Origin of the sequence: Actinoallomurus iriomotensis, assembly GCF_030269445.1 — a bacterium.
In the GTDB taxonomy this organism is placed as follows: Bacteria; Actinomycetota; Actinomycetes; order Streptosporangiales; family Streptosporangiaceae; genus Actinoallomurus; species Actinoallomurus iriomotensis.
Genome location: NZ_BSTJ01000004.1, coordinates 17,802 through 34,113 on the forward strand (window position 1 = coordinate 17,802; position 16,312 = coordinate 34,113).

10 protein-coding genes are annotated in these 16,312 nt (G+C 71.5%); 3 read left to right on the top strand and 7 right to left on the bottom strand.

Annotated elements, in window-relative coordinates:
* Window position 1 precedes the first annotated feature (1 nt).
* Complete coding sequence (locus tag QSK37_RS17500; RefSeq protein ID WP_285622073.1) at window positions 2–2,476, bottom strand: pectinesterase family protein; 2,475 nt, start codon at window positions 2,474–2,476, stop codon at window positions 2–4.
* A 642-nt stretch (window positions 2,477–3,118) separates the two neighbouring features.
* Between QSK37_RS17500 and QSK37_RS17505 the strand changes: the two genes are divergently transcribed.
* The 3 genes from QSK37_RS17505 to QSK37_RS17515 all read left to right on the top strand — a co-directional run bounded on the left by QSK37_RS17505 (window position 3,119) and on the right by QSK37_RS17515 (window position 9,802).
* On the top strand, window positions 3,119–4,588 hold the full coding sequence (locus QSK37_RS17505; protein ID WP_285622076.1) for an ABC transporter substrate-binding protein: 1,470 nt from the start codon (window positions 3,119–3,121) through the stop codon (window positions 4,586–4,588).
* A 235-nt stretch (window positions 4,589–4,823) separates the two neighbouring features.
* Window positions 4,824–6,371 (top strand): FAD-binding oxidoreductase, encoded by a 1,548-nt coding sequence (locus QSK37_RS17510; protein ID WP_285622079.1) that lies wholly within the window; start codon window positions 4,824–4,826, stop codon window positions 6,369–6,371.
* A gap of 47 nt (window positions 6,372–6,418) precedes the next feature.
* Complete coding sequence (locus QSK37_RS17515; protein WP_285622082.1) at window positions 6,419–9,802, top strand: hypothetical protein; 3,384 nt, start codon at window positions 6,419–6,421, stop codon at window positions 9,800–9,802.
* A gap of 103 nt (window positions 9,803–9,905) precedes the next feature.
* On the opposite strand, the gene QSK37_RS17520 is transcribed toward QSK37_RS17515, so the two are convergent.
* The 6 genes from QSK37_RS17520 to QSK37_RS17545 form a co-directional block, all read right to left on the bottom strand.
* Window positions 9,906–10,769 carry a DUF6745 domain-containing protein gene (locus QSK37_RS17520; protein WP_285622083.1) on the bottom strand — a complete coding sequence of 288 codons (864 nt, stop codon included), beginning with the start codon at window positions 10,767–10,769 and terminating at the stop codon, window positions 9,906–9,908.
* Between the two features lie 92 nt (window positions 10,770–10,861).
* A complete protein-coding gene (locus QSK37_RS17525; RefSeq protein WP_285622086.1) occupies window positions 10,862–13,393 on the bottom strand; it encodes an amylo-alpha-1,6-glucosidase in 2,532 nt (843 codons plus the stop codon).
* Window positions 13,394–13,445: 52 nt separating this feature from the next.
* A complete protein-coding gene (locus QSK37_RS17530; RefSeq protein ID WP_285622089.1) occupies window positions 13,446–13,847 on the bottom strand; it encodes a cupin domain-containing protein in 402 nt (133 codons plus the stop codon).
* Window positions 13,844–14,257: a cupin domain-containing protein gene (locus QSK37_RS17535; protein ID WP_285578661.1), complete on the bottom strand. Its 414-nt coding sequence runs from the start codon at window positions 14,255–14,257 to the stop codon at window positions 13,844–13,846. The genes QSK37_RS17530 and QSK37_RS17535 overlap by 4 nt, the downstream gene beginning before the upstream one ends.
* Window positions 14,258–14,267: 10 nt before the next feature.
* The gene (locus tag QSK37_RS17540; RefSeq protein ID WP_285622091.1) at window positions 14,268–15,089 is read right to left on the bottom strand and encodes a phosphoenolpyruvate hydrolase family protein; all 822 of its coding nucleotides are present in this window, start codon (window positions 15,087–15,089) and stop codon (window positions 14,268–14,270) included.
* Window positions 15,086–16,312 (bottom strand): Tm-1-like ATP-binding domain-containing protein, encoded by a 1,227-nt coding sequence (locus QSK37_RS17545; RefSeq protein ID WP_285622093.1) that lies wholly within the window; start codon window positions 16,310–16,312, stop codon window positions 15,086–15,088. Before QSK37_RS17545 ends, QSK37_RS17540 begins: the two co-directional genes overlap by 4 nt.

Genomic DNA, 16,312 nt, shown 5'->3' on the forward strand with positions numbered 1-16,312 from the left:
TTCACCTTTCTCGCAGGGTCTGGAGCGCGGGCCGCGGATCCCAGCCGAGGACGTACGACGGGTCGCGCAGCTTGGCCGCCTCGTCGTCCGTCAGCTGCCGCGAGCACGCGAGCCGAGCGCTCGTGTCGAGCGGTTTCCCGGCCAGGTCGGTGCTGTGGTACTCCCAGAACCGCAGTTGTCCGGCGGCCGCGCAGTCGTTCGGGCTGGTGATCTGCCAGCCGGCCCGCTTCACGTGCTTGTCCATCGCGGAGTCGATGAACACCACCTGGCTCGTCGGGAACCGGCTCAGCTCGACACGGCCCAGGAAGACGCTGTCGTCCGGCACGTCCGGCGCCCGGGTCAGCCGGACGTTCACGAACACGTTCCCGGGGCCGGTGTCGGTGTTGCGGACCTGGTTGTAGTAGCCCTCGTGGAGCGCCTTCAGCTCCGAGTCCCGCATGAACACCCCGCCGGTGCCCCACACGAAGTCGACGTCGCCCTCGACGTAGGCGCCGGTCACGACCGCCTTCCCTTGGAGCCGCAGGCTGTCCTGGTAGCCGAGGATCCGGACCCGGTCCAGCACGATCCGGTCACCGTTGCCGCGGAACGCCTCCGCCTGCGAGCCGTGGTACGGGGTCAGGTTCCGCACCGTGACGCCGGACATCGCGAAGTCGTCGGCGTCGACCCCCATCGCGGCCCGCCAGCAGTTGAACCGGTCCGGGTCGGCCAGCACCCGGCGCGGGCAGTACGCCTGCTCGATCGGCACGTTGGCCATCGCGTAGTCGCCGTTCAGCAGGTTGTTGTTCGGGTAGCCGATCGTGGTGCGTCCGGCGCCGGCGCCGCGGATGGCGATGTGCGGCTTCGTCTGCGGGACGTACACCAGCTCGCGGTAGAACCCCGGGGCGACGTCGATCCGCACCGGCCTGTCATTGCCCTCCGCCACGAAGTCGACCGCGCCCTGCACGGTGCAGAAGTCCGCGCCGCCGCCACCGTCGACGGTCAGCCGGGCGGTGCCGGGTTTCGGGTCGGGCCCGGTGCGGAACGTCCAGGCCGTCCGGGAGCCGATGCCGCCGTTTCCGACGAAGAAGCCGGGGTCGACGGTCACGTGGTAGACCTGGCCGGGCGGGAGCTTCGCGTGCAGGTAGACCGTTGCCGTACGCCCCTCGACGACCACCGGCTCGTACGCCCACCGATGCGGTTCGCCGAAGTCGGAGCGGGCGCCGCCGACGGTGCGCTGGTAGCTCGCCGGGTCCGCGAGGTCGATGGTGTCGACCACCGCGCCGCCGGCGCGACGCACCTGGAGCCGGCCGCGCACACCGAGCTCGACCGGTCCGGCGAAGGTCAGCCGCAACGGGCTGTCGGTGCAGGTGGACCGCCGCACGCCGTCCGGAGCCAGCCGGGGGGCGGCGTCGTCGCCGGGCGCGGCCGCGTGCCAGCCGGTCAGCCGCTCCATCACCGCGCTCAGCCGGGTGGCGGCCTTGCGGTGCCCCTCGATGTTCGGGTGCGAGCCGCCGTTGTAGTCGCTCGCACCGAGCCAGCCGGTGGTGTCGACGTACACGGTGCGCCGGTCGTGCTGCGCCTTGACGGCGGCGGCGATGTCGGAGGCGTGGGTGCCGTCGAAGGGCCGCATCGCGAGGATCAGCGCGCCGGGGGCCGCGGCCCTGATCTGGCGCAGGTACGCCTCGTAGCGCGGCGTGAACCGGTCTCCGGAGTAGGCCGCGTCGTTGGCGCCGAAGTTGACCACCACCGCGTCGGGATCGAACGGCGCCGCCGGATGGCCGGACAGATTCCAGCCGAAGGACTCCGCGGCGGTACCGACGTTGCCGTGGCCGGGTTGGATGATGCCCTGCTTGCCGAAGCCGACCTGGTTGGTCTGGGCGTCGAACGCCTTGCCGACCAGGTAGGCGTAGTCCTTCGTGCCGTCGGCGCAGTCGACTCCGAGCGTCGGGCAGAGCGCCATCACGCCCTCGGTGATCGAGTCGCCGTAGAACTCCAGCCGGTGCTGTGGGGTGCGCGGCAGCGACTCCAGCGTCGCGCCGGGCGCGAGTTCGATCTTCGACAGCACGATGCCGGACTGCAGCGGCATGCTCCAGCGGTTCTCGTACTCGTCGACGTCCTTGACGACGATCTCCGCGGTGTGGGTCACCGCCGGATCGAGGCCCTCCGCCAGCACGATCCGGTCGCTGTCGACCTTCACCGGCTTCGGCTCACCGCGGTCGACCGAGACGTAGACCTGCGACGGCACGGTGATGCTCGCCGTCTTGAACTGCGCGGCCAGCGTGCCGCCGGTGAACCGGAACCGCAGCGACGAGCCGGAGTTCACGGTGATCGCCAGGTCGTCGTCCTTCGCCCAGTGACCCTCGAACTCGATCCGCGGGTCGTTCGGCCCGAAGGTCGCCGGGCTCGGCGCCGCGAAGGCCTCCGGGCCTGCGGGCACGACCATCAGCGCCGCCGCGCACAGACTCACGACCATCAGGAACCGGCAGAGAAGTCGCACGGCGGTCTCCCTCACGCAGCCCGAGCCCGCCTCACCAGGGCGGGTTTCGGGAAATCCTTTTCCCGAGCAACGGTCGCTGTTGCAACGCGGAGGCGTCAAGACCTTGACGCCGGACATTCGTGGCGCTACCGGGCGTTTGCGGCGTCATATCGCAGACAGCCCCCGGCGCGGCGTCGCGACCGTCCCCCGCGGAGGCGGTCCGCCGCTCCACCCGGGGCGTCGCGCGCCGCCGGTCCGAGGCGGCCGCGCGGAACGGATTCACCTGAGGCGTCGCACGTCGGAGGTCCGTGGCGCCGCCGCCGGAGGCGCTCCGTCCGAGGCGTCACGCGGCACCGGTCCTCGCGTCGGCGGCAGGTGTCGAGGGAGGTCACGGCGGCATGGCAGGCCGCCCGGCGCGGCGGTGTCCGACCGGCCGTGGCCGGGACCGGCCACCCGGTCAAACGATTGACGAGCCCCGGGAAGTCGGTTACACACTTGGGAAAACCTTTTCCTCGCCGAAACGCCGAGATCGCGGAAGGAGTGGCCGGCGATGAGCATCCGGCGGCGGCTCTCAGCCTCGTGCGGGTGGGCCAGGGAGATGCCCGACCAGCACGGCGTTGATCGAGACGACCGCGGAACCCGATACGTGGAGGTACAAGGAACGTGAAAGGCAAGTTCGCACGACGGCTGATCGCCTCGGCGGTCGCGGCGCTGTTGCTCGGCTGGGCGCCGCATGCGGCGGTCGCCGGTCAGAAGGCGGGCACCGCCGCGGATGACTGCACCGACGGCGTCAACGTGCCCAACCGCTACAACGTGCCCTTCTGCGTCAAGAAGGATGAAGTCTTCATCTTCGCGGCCAACTACAAGCCGTTCGAGGCGAACGCCGACGGTCAGCGCGAGGCCGAGAGCGTCTTCAACAACGTCATCGGCAACAAGCTGCGGCAGGCCTTCCCGAACCTCAAGATCAAGTACGCCACCTGGGACTACCCGGTGCGCTATGAGGACCTTCAGGCGGCCGGCGTCGTGCCTGACATCATCCTCGACAATCCGTACCAGCGGATCGCCCGGGACCTCAAGCCGCGCGGCTGGGTGCAGGACATGACGTCCATGGTCCAGCAGGCCGGGCTCGACCTCAGCAAGCTCAACCAGGGCGCGGTGGAGCAGGTGAAGTCGCGCTCCGAGGGCAAGCTGTACGGCGTTCCCGTCTTCGAGGACGACTACGTCCTTTACTACAACAAAAAGATCTTCGACAAGTTCGGGGTGAAGTACCCGAAGTCGGGGATGACCTACGACCAGATCTACAAGCTGGCCAAGAAGCTGACCCGGCAGGTGGGAACCGACGCCTACAAGGGGTACATGCAGCACCCCGACCAATACCTGCAGTACAACCAGTCGGGTCTGTACCCGTTCACGCCGACCGACAGCTGGACCCCGAAGCCCGAGGACGCGAAGGTGGACCTCACCACACCGGGGTGGCAAGAGCTCGGCGACAACCTCAACCGGTTCCTCTCGATCCCGCACAACGGATTCACCACGGTCGACGACTTCCTCAAGGGCGACATGAGCCGTCCGGGCCACGTCGCGATGGCCGTGGACACGCTGAGCAGACTCCCCACCTACGCCGGCAGCAACGAGTTCATCAAGCAGAGCGACACGGCGAAATACGACGAGCTGCGCAAGAGCATCGACGTCGGTGTCACTTCGATCCCGGTGCTCAAGCAGGGTTCGACGTCGACGTACCAGCCCAACCAGACCGCGGCCTTCATCCCGCCGCAGTCGACCCACCAGCAGGACGCGCTCAACATCGTGAAGTGGCTGGTGTCCGAGCAGGGGCAGACCGAGTTGTCGAGCCACGGCATCAAGGGAGTTCTGCGGACCCCGGCGGTCGAGGACAGCTTCGGTAAGGCCGTTCCGGAGCTTTCCAAGGTCGACACGTCCGGCGTGTACTGGGGGTCGAACGCGGTACTGAAGAACTACCAGAACACCAAGTACTGGGACATCCCGATGTACTCGGTGTTCCGCCAGCACGTGCTGCGGGACGGTATGACGGTCGAGTCGGCCCTCGCTGTCGCGGAGCAGACGGACATTCCCGCCTACATCAAGAACCAGACCGCCGCCGGTCTGGACTGGTAGCCCACCCGCATCGCACCGGTGGCCGCGGTGCCCGGTTTCCACTGGGCACCGCGGCCACCGGCATGTTCGCGGGCCTGCCATACCCGTTCCCGTTGACCCGGGACACGGCGACGCACGAACTCTTCCGGTCTCGGCCGCATCTACACAGATGTGCCCGATCGCGGGAATTCCCCGGAGAAAGGACCCTGGTAACCGCATGAGGCGGAGAGAGTTCATACGCGCCGCAGGACTCACGGTGACCGGGGCGCTCACAACGACCGTCGGCGGTGCGTGCAGGCCCACCGGCACCAGTGCGACGTCGCACGGTCCACGCCGCGCGTCTTCCACGCCGAAGAACGCGGACTGGTCGGCGCTGAAGCAATCTCTGCAGGGGCGGCTCATCAGGCCGGGTGACACCGATTACGCGATGGCGCGCAAGAACTTCAATCCACGCTTCGACACGATCAGGCCTTCGGGCATCGCCTACTGCGAGAATCCGCACGATGTCGCGGAGTGCGTGAATTTCGTCCGGCGTTATGGCCTGCCGGTGGCGCCGCGGTGCGGAGGGCACAGCTACACCGGTGCGTCGCTCGTCGAGGGCCTGGTCATCGACGTGAGCCCGATGTCGTCGATTCGGGCCGACACGTCGTCGGGCACCGCGCGGATCGGCGCCGGGGCACGGCTGGTCGACGTCTATGACCGGCTGACCGCCCAGGGCGTCGCGATACCGGCGGGATCCTGTCCGACCGTCGGCATCTCCGGCCTGACTCTCGGCGGTGGCGTCGGCGTGGTCGCCCGCAAATACGGGATCCTCTCCGACCGGCTCCGCGCGGTCGAACTGGTGACCGCGGACGGGCGGCGGCTCACCTGTGACGACGGGAACAACCCCGATCTGTTCTGGGCCTGCCGTGGAGGGGGCGGAGCCACCTTCGGCATAGCGACCGATTTCACCTTCTCCACCCATTCCACCTCCGATATCGTCGTGTTCTTCATCGGCTGGCCATGGCCCGTGGCCACATCGGTGATCGACGCGTGGCAGCGTTGGGCGCCGTTCGCGCCGGATGAACTGTGGTCGAATCTCCACGTTCTGAACGGCCAAGGCCAGGCCGGCCCCACGGTCCAGGTAGGGGGCACCTACCTCGGCGCCCAGGAGGACGCCGAACGGCTGATCGAAACCTTGAAGTCCCGGATCGGCGCGGAACCCTCCTCACAGGTGATCGAGCCGACCACCTACGGGCACGCGATGATGATCGAAGCCGGTTGCACGACACTCAGCGCCGATCAATGCCATCTCCCGGGCGGCCTTCCCGGGCAGACGTCCGCCGGACGGGAAACCCGCGAATGCGAGTATGCGGCCTCGCACATCTTCACCCGCCCGATGACGACGGCGGGCATCGACGCGATCCTGTCCGCGGTCCGTACCCGCGGCGGCCTCGCAGGCGGCGGCCAGGGCGGGATCGCCTTCGACGCACTGGGCGGCGCCGTGAACCGAGTGCGCGCGGACGCCACCGCGTTCGTGCACCGCGACGGCCTCTTCAACGGGCAGTTCACCACGACGTGGGAAACGACCGCGCCGAGCGCCGCGGTCCGAGCTCAGCAAGCCTGGCTGCGCGCGCTCCACACCGCGATGAAGCCGTACGCGAGCGGGCAGGCGTATCAGAACTACGCCGACGCCGGACTCACGGATTGGAAGCAGGCCTACTTCGGTAGTAACTACTCAAAGCTGCTCAAGGTCAAAGACCGCTACGATCCGGATCGCCTCTTCCGCTCTCCCCAAACGGTCGGCGCATCCGGCCGAGAATGACAAAAAGCGGTCGTATCCCTGAGCGGCCGTCCGGCAGGATCTTGGTCATGCATGCCGACGAGCTGCTGGCCGAGATCGAGCCACTGACCTATCGGGCGCGATGCGCACGTCTCGCCGGGCTCCGCACACGACTGGACCCCGCAGAGCGGGCTCGCCTGCTCGGCGAGCTGGGCGAGCGCGGTGCCTATGAGCGTTCGCTGGGCCTGTTCATCGCGGCGGCCGCGCGTGATGAGGCTGCGCTGGACCACATCGCCGCCGCGGTCGGAGACGCCGATGCCGACGTCGCCGCCACGGCGATCGGCGCGGCCGTACGGCTCGGCGCCACCGACGCGACGGCGCTGGCCGCCTTCCTCAGGGACGCGCCGGCGGAGTCGCGCGCCCTGCTGTACCGGACCGTCCGCCGGCACCGCCGTGCCGATCTCGCCGAGAGCCTGCTCGGACCGGTCCGCGACCGGTGGGGCGACCGGGAGGCCGCGGCGTTGCTTCCCGCCTGCGGTGCCGAGGCGGTGGACCGCCTGCTGCCGGAGCTCTCCTACGCCGTTCCCAACTGGAGCACGCTGGGCTATCTTCATCCTCGGTCAATGCTCGACCAGGCCGAACGGGAACTGGCCCAGCTCCCCCGGCAGCTGCGCCGGGGGTGGTGGACGTCGCGGGGCCCCGGCCTGGCCGAGGCCGTACGCCACTTCCCGCTGCGGGTGATCGGCCTGCTGGAGGGGTACTGGGAGCCGACCGGGCCGAGCAGCGCGCTCGTACCCAAGCTGGGTGTGCTGATCGCCGCTGCTCCCGAGCGGATGTGCGACCTGTTGCTGCGTCCGGACGCCCGCCCGTCGCTGGGCCGGCTGCTCCGGGCCAGGAGCGTGCGCGAACGGCTGGTCCGGCTGCTGCCCGAACCCCGGCTGGCCGAGCTGCTGCGGGCCGTGCGGGAGGACGACGCCGCGCTGGTCCTCCTGCTCAGGGCGTTCCCGCCCGCCCGCAGGGAGCCGGTCTTCGACGCGGCCATGGCGGGCATCGACCTTTCCGCCAGGGAACTCGCGCCCGCGGTGCTCGACGTCCTGCCCCTGGCCCGGCGCGGCCGCGAGGCCCACCGGATGCTGGGGCTGCGCAAGGTCGCCGATGACCCGTGGCGGATCCTCGAGGTCACCGCCTTCCTCCCCTACGAGCAGGCCGCCGACACGCTGCGGGAGGTGACGCGGCGCGCCGATGCCGAGGAGCGAGGGCGCGGCTACGAGCTGCTGATCGCCTGCGCGGGACGCGGCCGGGACCCGGAGATCTTCAGCGACGCGCTCGGGTCACTGGCGAGGCTCCGCAATGAGCAGGACCCGGTGCGGCAGCGGGCGTTGCGGGCGCTCACCGCGGTGCCGCCGGGCCTGTTGCGGGCCGGGCACACCGCCGCGCTCGGCCGGTTCGTCGAGGACGCCCTCAACGCACGTGACCTGTCCCATCAGACCGTGCACGCGCTCTCCCGGCTCGTCGCGTCGGCCTTCCGGCAGGGTGCCTCCCGTGGCGACCGCGACCTGACGGCCTTCGCGCTCGACGCGCTCGGCACGCTCGCCGACCGCGGCAGCGGGGTCCTCATCGGCCGTCTCGACGACTGCCTGCGTCGCGGCGACGAGCACGCGCTGGTGCGTGGCCTCGTGCCCTGGCTGGAGCGGGACAGCGCCAGGGACGAGTTCCGGCTCACCTTCGCCCTGGCGACGGCGCTCGGCCGCCGGGGCGACGACGTGCCGGAGCTGCAGGCGGCCCTGGAGAGCGCCCTGCACGCCAAGCGCGACAGCGTCATCACCCGGGCGATCGAGCATTGGCTCCGCCCATCGCGCACCCGGGCCGAACGCGTGGAGCACGTCATCGGGGTGGACCGTTCGTCCGTGGTGCTGCCCACGGTGTTCCGCGTCCTCGCGACGGAACGGACCGATCTCCTGGGGAGCGTGCTGTCGGGCGACATCCCGGGCGGCCGGTTCTGGCGTCGCTCGATCACCTTCGTCCCCTACGTCGCGCGGCCGTGGCCGCGCCGGTGGACCGCCGCGCAGCGAGCGGCCTACCTCAGGCTGCTGCACCGGGCCGCCACCGACCGCTCCGTGCCCGAGCGCGAACGCGCCCGTGCGGTCCGCCTGATCGGTGACGTGCCCTCCACCTCGGCCGATGAGCTGCGCCGTTACCTGCGTGCGCGGGAACCGCTGGTCCGGCGGGCGGCGCTGACCGCCGCCGCCTGGACCGCGAGCCCGCGATCCGTGCTCGGCGACCTGCTGGCCCACGTCACCGGCGATGACGCGCACGTCGCCGCGTACGCCGCCACGCGGGCGGCCCGGTTCACCCCGCCGAGCGCGTTGCCGGCCGCGCTCGCACCGGTCCTCGCGGAGGGAAAGATCACCGCCCGCAAGGAGGCGGTACGGCTGATCGCCCACCATCGCGTCCCCGACGCCGGGGGCATCCTCGCGCAGGCCTGGGACCGGGAGGGACAGCACCGCGACGTCCGTACCGCCATCGTCTCGGCCGCCCGGCAGCTCCTCGACCTGCCGGTCGGCGAGCGGATCCTGACCGAGGCGGTCGCGGGCTCCCGCGACCTGGCCCGCCAGGTTCTCGGCGCCGCGCCGCTCACCGTCGAGCCGCGCCACCGCGCCCGGTACGCGGGTCTGGTCGTGAACGCCGCACGCTCCGCCGACCCGGCGGTACGGGGCGAGGCGCTCGGCTGGCTGCCCTCGTGGGCGTCCTGGTCACCGGAGGCCACCGGCACGCTCGCCGCCCGGTTCCAGGACCTCACCGAGACCGCCACCTGGCGGATCGCCCTCGACGGGCTCGTCACCTGCGCGATGAGCGGTGACGCGGGAACGGAACTGCGGAATGCCGTCGCGGCACTCGCCACCGCCGACGAGCCCGCCGACGCGGAACCGGAACGCGACCTTCCCGTCGCGCAGCGCCTCGACGCCGCCGTCACCGCGCTCGCCCGGGCGGCGCGAGCCGACCGCGACCACGCCGATCCGGTCCTCGCGGCGGTGGACGATGTGCTGCCCGAACCGCTCGGCGCACTGCTCGCGGCCTCCACCCTCCGCTGGGACCGGCCGGGAACCCTCGCCGCGCTGCTGGACCGGCCGATCGGCTCGGCCTTCGCGATCGCCGAGGTCGCCGGGGTGCTGACGCGGAGAGCGGGCGGCACCGAGGCGTTCGCGGACGGGCCCGCCCGGTACGCCCGCGCGGCCGGGACGGTTCCTTCCTCCGCGGACACGCCGGATCCGGCCGACGTGCTCCCCCACGCGACCGCCGCGGCCGGACGCGACGACCTCGTCGCCGGGGCCGCCGCCGTGGCGCTCGTCCAGGCCTGCGGGCCCCGCGCCGGATGGTCGGCTCCCTGGCGCGGGCTGCTGCGCCGGCTTCGCACCCACCCCCACCCGGACGTCTCCTACCTGGCCCGCCGCGTCCGTACGGCCACCGAATAACGGCCCGCGGTCACGGACCGGGTTCGTACTCAGGGCCGCCCCCCGCATCGGGGCGGGCCGGGACGAGAGAAGCGATCTCGTCCCGGCCCGCCGGTCGGTCAGGTCAGGTCAGGAGCGGATGCCAGCCGTCGCGGTAGCGGACGCCGCCGCGACGGAGGCGGACCTCGTCGTGCCAGGTTCCGGGAACCGGTTCGGTCTGCACCAGTTCGGGGCGTTCCACGACGACGCACACGTCCTCGCCCGGCCACCACCAGCCGCAGGAACGCGCCAGCGCCGCCCAGTCGCCGAGGTGGTCGAGTGCGTCCGGCCCGTACCTGGCCAGTCCGAGCCGGTGCAGGGTGTCGTAGTACGCGACCCACGCCGCGTCCTGTTGCCCGTACCAGCACACCGGGACGGGGCGTCCGCCGGCCAGCGTGCGAAGAACGGGTTCGCGGAACCCCGTGGCGAGGCTCCGGTGGAGTGCGGTGCGGATGCCCTGGTGCAGCACCACGCCCAGAGGCACACCGGTGTCGAGCGCCGTCAGCGGCGGCAGTTCGGGCCAGGGCTTGTCCTTGTCCTTCCGCGCCGCGGACAGCTCAGGGTCCAGATGGGCGACACCGGCACTGAGCGTGCCGCGCAGCTGGGACGCGACCATGGCCAGATCGCTGGCCAGTGGTGGTGTCCCCCGCGGACGAAGATCCCGGATCCACGCGTACAGCTGGTCGAGCGTCGGCGAACCCGCGATGAGCGGGATCGCCTGATGCGGAGACTCGACCCATGTGAACCGGGGTTTCGGCCGCGCCATCCTCGCGTAGACGGCGGTCAGTGCCGCTTCGGCGGTCCGCCGGTCGGCCGGCCGGGTGGACAGGCCGTGGTCGAGCCACTCCTGCCGGATCTTGAGAGCTTCCCGCCATCGGTCGTGAGCGTTCTTGCCACGGACGCGGATGACGGTCTCGGCGGCGTCTTCGCGCCGCGCGGGCGCGATCAACGCGCGAGGGCGTCGCCGCCCTTTCGGTTGGAGATCATGCTCTGATGATGGCCTGTCTCCCCGGCCCGCGCAAGCGGCGCCCCTGCCCGGCGTCAGAGCTCGACGTGGCGGTGTCCGGCCGGCACCCGCACGGAGTGGGCCCGGCCGTTCCCGGGGATCACCTTCACGTCCGTGGGCGCGGCGGCGGTGATGTCGAAGGAGGCGCCCTTCTCGGTCAGTACGAAGTCGCGCACGGCGACCCGTCCGCCCTCGCTGCGGAAGATCGGCCGCCCGTCCCTGGTCACGGTCGTCGATCGAGGGCCCGCGGTGACCGCGTACCGGTGACCGCGCAGCACCAGGTTCGACACCGAGTTCGTGCCCGGGAGCGTCAGGCTGCCGAACATCAGCGCCTCCGGGTCGTCCCACGGGTCGTCCGACAGCAGTTCGTGAATGGTCTGGATGGCCATCGCGTTGCTCCACGAGTAGGTGCGCCACGCCGTGTCGACGGCCGAGTCCATGATCGACTGATCGGGCTCCGGGTCGAACGACTCCGGGAACCATCCGTCGCGGTCGTAGGCGTCCAGGTACATGCGGGTGCTCCGCGCCGCGAACTCACCGGCCTCCCGGTCGAAGCCGTACCGCTTGAGTCCCTCGTACACGGTGAAGTTCATCGGCGGCCACGCCGCGCCCTTCCACTGCTCCGGCGCCGTGCCGTCGTTGTACTTGGTGAAGAACTTGAAGTGCTTCGACCGCGGATGCACCGGGCCTCCCGAGCAGTACGTCGGGTCGTCGCGTGCGACGCTGGGGATGACGTAGTCACCCCAGAACTCCTCCGGGTCGAGCAGGTGATCCGCGACGAGCACGCGGGCACGCTCCGGCGTGGCGATCCCGGCGAACAGCGGATAGAAGACCGTCGGTGTCACGACCTCGTTCCAGCCGCCGTCCAGGTAACGGCTGAGGTACAGCCCGCGCTCCTCGTTCCAGAGCCGGTCGTTGACGCCTGCCTTGATCCGCTCGTACACCGCCTCGAACCGGGCCGCGTCGGCCGCCTTGCCCTGCAGGCGCGCCATCTTCGCCAGGAGCTCGGCCATCAGCGCGTAGTAGGCGTTGAGCGCCACGTCGGTCAGGTTGGTGTTCGGACGCGGGTCGCCGCTTCCGCCCTTCTTCGGGACCTTCTGGTAGTCGGCGTAGACGGGGCTGTCGTCCAGCCCCAGATGGTTGCCGCGCCCGCCGATCCGATCACCGAAGTACGGCGTTTCGAGCAGGCCGTCGCCGTCGGCGTCCCACTCCGGCAGCAGATCGAAGAACGCGACCAGCTGGGGATAGACGGCGACGACGAGGTCCCGGTCCCCGAGCCTGGTGTACAGGCGCCACACCGCGTACGCGTGCATGGGTCCGGAGTTCTGCTGGTCGTAGCGCGGTCCGTTGATCTTCACTTGGTTGGGCGGTGGCGGCGCGGCGAAGACGTCGCGCTCGTGCTGCATGGCCAGCTCGACGCTCACCGACGTGGCCTCGATCGCGTCGAAGGCGGAGTCCCAGCCGGTGAACAGGCCGCCGGCGCCACCCCAGCCCCACATCACGAAGTTCCGCAGGGTCGTCTTGTCGTAGTTGGTGTTGAGCGACAGCGCGTCCCGTACGGCGTCGGCGACGCGGCCCACCGGCCCGGTTCCGGTGAGATATCCACGGGCGACACGCGCCTGGGCGGCGTCGAGCCGGGCCGTCGTCTCGTCCCGCGGGGCGGGTTTCAGGGTGACGGGCGCGTCGTCGCAGGTCGCGGTGAAGGTGATCGTCTGTCCCTTGGCCAGGTCGTAGCGCAGCGCCGCGACGGCGGTGCCGGCCGCGCCGGACCCGCCGGTCTCACCGGCGACCATGTCGGCGACCGAGGCGTAGAGCGTCGTACGCTCGGCCGGCTCGCCCGGCGCGAGCGCGAAGTAGCCGGTCCTCGACGCGTTCGCGACGCCGGGTTCGCTGCCGAGCACGCATCCGTTCGCCACCGCGAACTTCGGGGTCTCGGTCCACGGCGCCGCGACCTCGAGCACGATCGACAGGTCCGCGTCGAGCGCGGTCACCGCCGCGACGACGCCGCGGCCGCCGTCGGTCCGCGCGTAGCGGACGCGGATGGTGCGCTTCTGCGCCTGGACCGTCGCGTACTTCTGCTCCAGCTGCGGGAGCGACGCCTGCGCGTCGGTGAGCTCCTGCGCGGTGAACCAGTCGGGATGGGCGATCACCTCACGCAGCGCGTCGAGGTGCGCCGGCATGATCTTGCGGTCGTCCGAGCTGACCGTGACCTGCTTGTAGACGCCGTCGGGGGCGGAGGGACCGAAGCGCCACAGGTTGTTGGTCATCTTCTCCCGGATCAGGCCTCCCGTGGCCGTCAGCAGGCCCACCCGGACCGCGAACCGGGCCTCGTCGCGGGTGACGAACAGCGCGCCGGTCCAGTCCTGGTCCTTCACCCCCGGCATGGCGAACGGACGGGCGAGCGTCGGGTACGGGATCTCGCCGGGCCCGGCCGTACGGCCCGCGGCGGCCGGTGACTCATCGGCCGCCGAGGCCCGGGCCGCCGATCCGAGCGGCCCCGCGGTCAGTCCGCCCAGCCCTGCCAGTCCAGTGCCGGCCAGGAACTGCCGGCGTGCCATGCCTGTCATCGCGGACCCTTTCGCATCGCTCTGTCAACGCTCGTGATCGGCCGTCGGCCGGTCAGGTGGTGCGGGGAAGGCCGGCCGGGGGCTCCGGGCGGCAGGGAACGCCGTGGCCGGTGGCCTGGGCGGGGTCGCGGTGCAGGTGACCGGGGCGTCCGCCGGGGCGCAGCGGGCCCTCGAAGAAGAACCCGGTCAGCTCCCCGTAGATCTCGACGATGTCGTGCTCCTCACCGGCCGGGGTGCACAGCAGGTCGCCCGGTCCGACGAGGTGGGTGTGCGGGCCGCTGGTGACGGTGGCCCGGCCGGTGATGATGAGCCAGTACTCGTCGCAGTCGTGGTGGTGGCGGTCGAACCGCCCACCGGCGGCCGGCACCCGGAAGGGGCCGGCCGCCGTGAGGGTGGACCACGCGGGGCGGTCCCGGCTCCAGGTGCCGCCGTGCGCCGTCCTGATCAGGGTCACCGGCCGGCCTGCGACCATTCCGGGACGGCACCGGCCTCGTGCAGGCAGAAGTCCGGGGCGCTCTCCAGCGCCTTCTCCTCGCCGCCGGGCGTGTAGGTGACGATCAGGCGCAGCGGCCGCCAGGTGTCGTTCTGGGTGGAGTGGTAGGCGCCCTTGGGGATGTGGACGGTGTCGCCCTCCCGGATGGTGAACGGCTCACCGTCGTCCACCATCTGGGTGGCCTCGCCGGAGATGACGTAGATGATCTCCTCGGCGCCGGGGTGGTTGTGCCGGGCGTGGCCGCGGCCCGGATTGATGATCACCTCACCGAGGGTGCTGCCCGCCCCGGGCACGCGGGACGGGGTGACGAACCACTTGATCGATCCCCAGTCGAAGGACATGGTGGCGACGTCGCCGGGAGTGACGTGCATGGCGGTCCTCTCAGATCTGCAGTGACTTGAAGGCGGACACCTGGGCGGTGATGGCCTGTTCGGTCGGCAGCCGTTCGACCGATGAGGCTCCGAAGAAGCCGGCCACGCCCGTGGTGTGCTCCAGGACGTACGCGGCGTCGGCGGGCTCGGCGATGGGACCGCCGTGGCACAGCACGATGACGTCCGGGCGGACGGCCACCGCCGCGTCGCGCATCGCCTGGACGCGTTCGACCGCCTCGTCCAGCCCGATCGCGGTGTTCGCGCCGATGCTGCCCTTGGTGGTCAGGCCCATGTGCGGCACCAGCACGTCGGCGCCGGCCGCGGCCATCGCCTCGGCCTGGGCGGTGTCGAAGACGTACGGCGCGGTCAGCAGGTCCCGCTCGGCGGCGAGCCGGATCATGTCGACCTCCAGCTCGAAGCCCATTCCCGTCTCTTCCAGGTTCTGCCGGAACACCCCGTCGATCAGGCCGACCGTGGGGAAGTTCTGCACGCCGCTGAAGCCCGTCTCGGCGAGCCGGTCCAGGAACCGGGGCATCAGCCGGAAGGGGTCGGTGCCGCACACTCCGGCCAGGACGGGGGTGTCGCGCACCACCGGCAGCACCTCGCCCGCCATGTCCAGGACGATCTGGTTCGCGTCGCCGTACGGCATCAGCCCGGCGAGCGAGCCCCGGCCGGCCATCCGGTAGCGGCCGGAGTTGTAGATGATGATCAGGTCGGCGCCGCCGGCCTCGGCGCACTTGGCCGACAGCCCGGTGCCGGCCCCGGCGCCGATGATCGGGGTGCCTGCCGCGACCGTGCCGCGGAGGCGGTCCAGTGCGGTGCTGCGGTTCACGTGGTCCCTCCCGCATCTTTGATCATTAGGTCCAGCCGTTCGGCCATGGCCCGGCCGAACTCCGGGTCGTTGATGTGCAGGTCGAGGTCGACCAGTTCCACGGACGACCCGGCCACGCCCTTGGCCAGCTCGGCGAAGCACTCCCCGTCGGCCTCGGGCCGGTGGAAGGCGGCGCCCTCGGCGTCCAGCGCGGACACTCCACGGCGCGGCAGGTAGAGCGCGACCGGGCCGCGCGCCGCCCGGAGCCGGCCGGCGATCCGCCGGCCCAGCTCGGCCATCTCCTCGGCGGTGGTGCGCATGAGCGTCACCGTCGGGTTGTGGACGTACAGGTCGCGGTCCGCGAAGCGGTCCGGGACGGTGTCGCGGGGGCCGAAGTTGACCATGTCGAGGGCACCCGGCGCGGCCACCTGCGGCACGCCGTGCGCGCCGGCGGCGGTCAGCCGGTCCGGCCCCGCCGACAGCACGCCGCCGACCAGGTCGTCGGCGAGTTCGGTGGTGGTCAGGTCGAGCACCCCGGCCAGCATCCCGCTCTCGGCCAGCCCCTCCAGCGCCCGGCCGCCCGCACCGGTGGCGTGGAAGACCAGCACCTCGTAGCCGAGTTCCTCCAGCCGGGCCCGCGCCGCCTCGACGGCGGGCGTGGTGACGCCGAACATCGACGCGGCGACCAGCGGGCGCTCGTCGGCGCCGGCCGGGATGGACGCGGTGGCCATCCCGGCGACCGCCGCGGCCGCGTTGCCGAGGATCCGCCGCGACACCCGGTTGACACCGGCGATGTCCACGACGCTGTAGGTCAGCGTGACGTCCTTGGCCCCGACATAGGGGGAGACCTCGCCCGAGGCCATGGTCGACACCAGCAGCTTCGGCACGCCGATGGGCAGCTCCCGCATCGCGCGGGCGGCGATGGCCGAGCCGCCGCTGCCGCCGACGGCCAGCACGCCGTCGACCCGGCCCCCGGCGTACAGGCCGGCGAGCACGGCGGCGGCGCCCTCGGACATGGTCGCGACGGCGGCTCCCCGGTCACCGGCGGCGCGCAGCTCCGCCAGGTCGCTGTCGGCGGCCCGGGCCACCGCGACGTTGCTCACGTCCGGGACGATGCCGTCCGGGTCGCCGGTGCCGGCGTCCACGACGAACGGCGTGCAGCCGTGCTCCCGCAACCGGTCGCGCAACCAGGCGTACTCCCGGCCCTTGGTGTCCAGGGTGCCGATGAGAACGATCGTCGTCAC

Coding starts and splice junctions, on each gene's coding strand:
- QSK37_RS17535 (WP_285578661.1), bottom strand. CDS start 14,257: ATGCACGTCACTCCCGGCGACGTCGCCACCATGTCCTTCGACTGGGGA.
- QSK37_RS17525 (WP_285622086.1), bottom strand. CDS start 13,393: ATGACAGGCATGGCACGCCGGCAGTTCCTGGCCGGCACTGGACTGGCA.
- QSK37_RS17515 (WP_285622082.1), top strand. CDS start 6,419: ATGCATGCCGACGAGCTGCTGGCCGAGATCGAGCCACTGACCTATCGG.